We start from the raw sequence: 541 nt of genomic DNA on the forward strand, positions 1-541 counted from the left end.
CATAGATGCTTGATACAAAGCTCAGTTTTGTAAAAGAAAGATGATTAAACAATCTATAACTCCTTAAAAACTCGGAAGAAATCCCTTTTAATTTTAACTGCTTATTAAAAAGCTTAATTAAAGAAGAAGATAAATTCTTACGTAGTTTTTTAGAGGAGATTGATGCCGAGGACATGCTATTGTCTCTAATTCTATAATAGTAAACAGCCTTGCTGGCGACACCTGATTTAACACCTTTTAAAAAATGGAAGTTTGTTAGATAGAGTTCACCATTTTCATATCTATAGTCGTTTTTGACTAGTAGCTCCCTTTTGAATAAACGGCACCATGTCGCGTATGGAGTTGATAATAAAGATGAGATATTAGACTTGGAAAAAATAATGTCATTATCATATTTTTTTGATTTTGTATTTCTAATGACAAGACCACTTTCATTTACCAGCTTAACATTGCTAACAACAACTTCCAAATTATCTTTTTTTGCAACTTTATACATCTCTAATAAAAAGTCAGGACCGATAAAGTCATCTGAATCCAAATT

The 541-nt window shown here is 30.7% G+C and carries 1 protein-coding gene; it reads right to left on the bottom strand.

Going from position 1 to position 541, the window contains the following annotated elements; all coding sequences use genetic code 11:
* Nucleotides 1–541 (bottom strand): hypothetical protein (locus R7Z50_RS30495; protein ID WP_318150150.1); only part of this gene is annotated, 541 nt, incomplete at both ends.

The organism is Vibrio sp. 1249-1 (genome assembly GCF_033340495.1).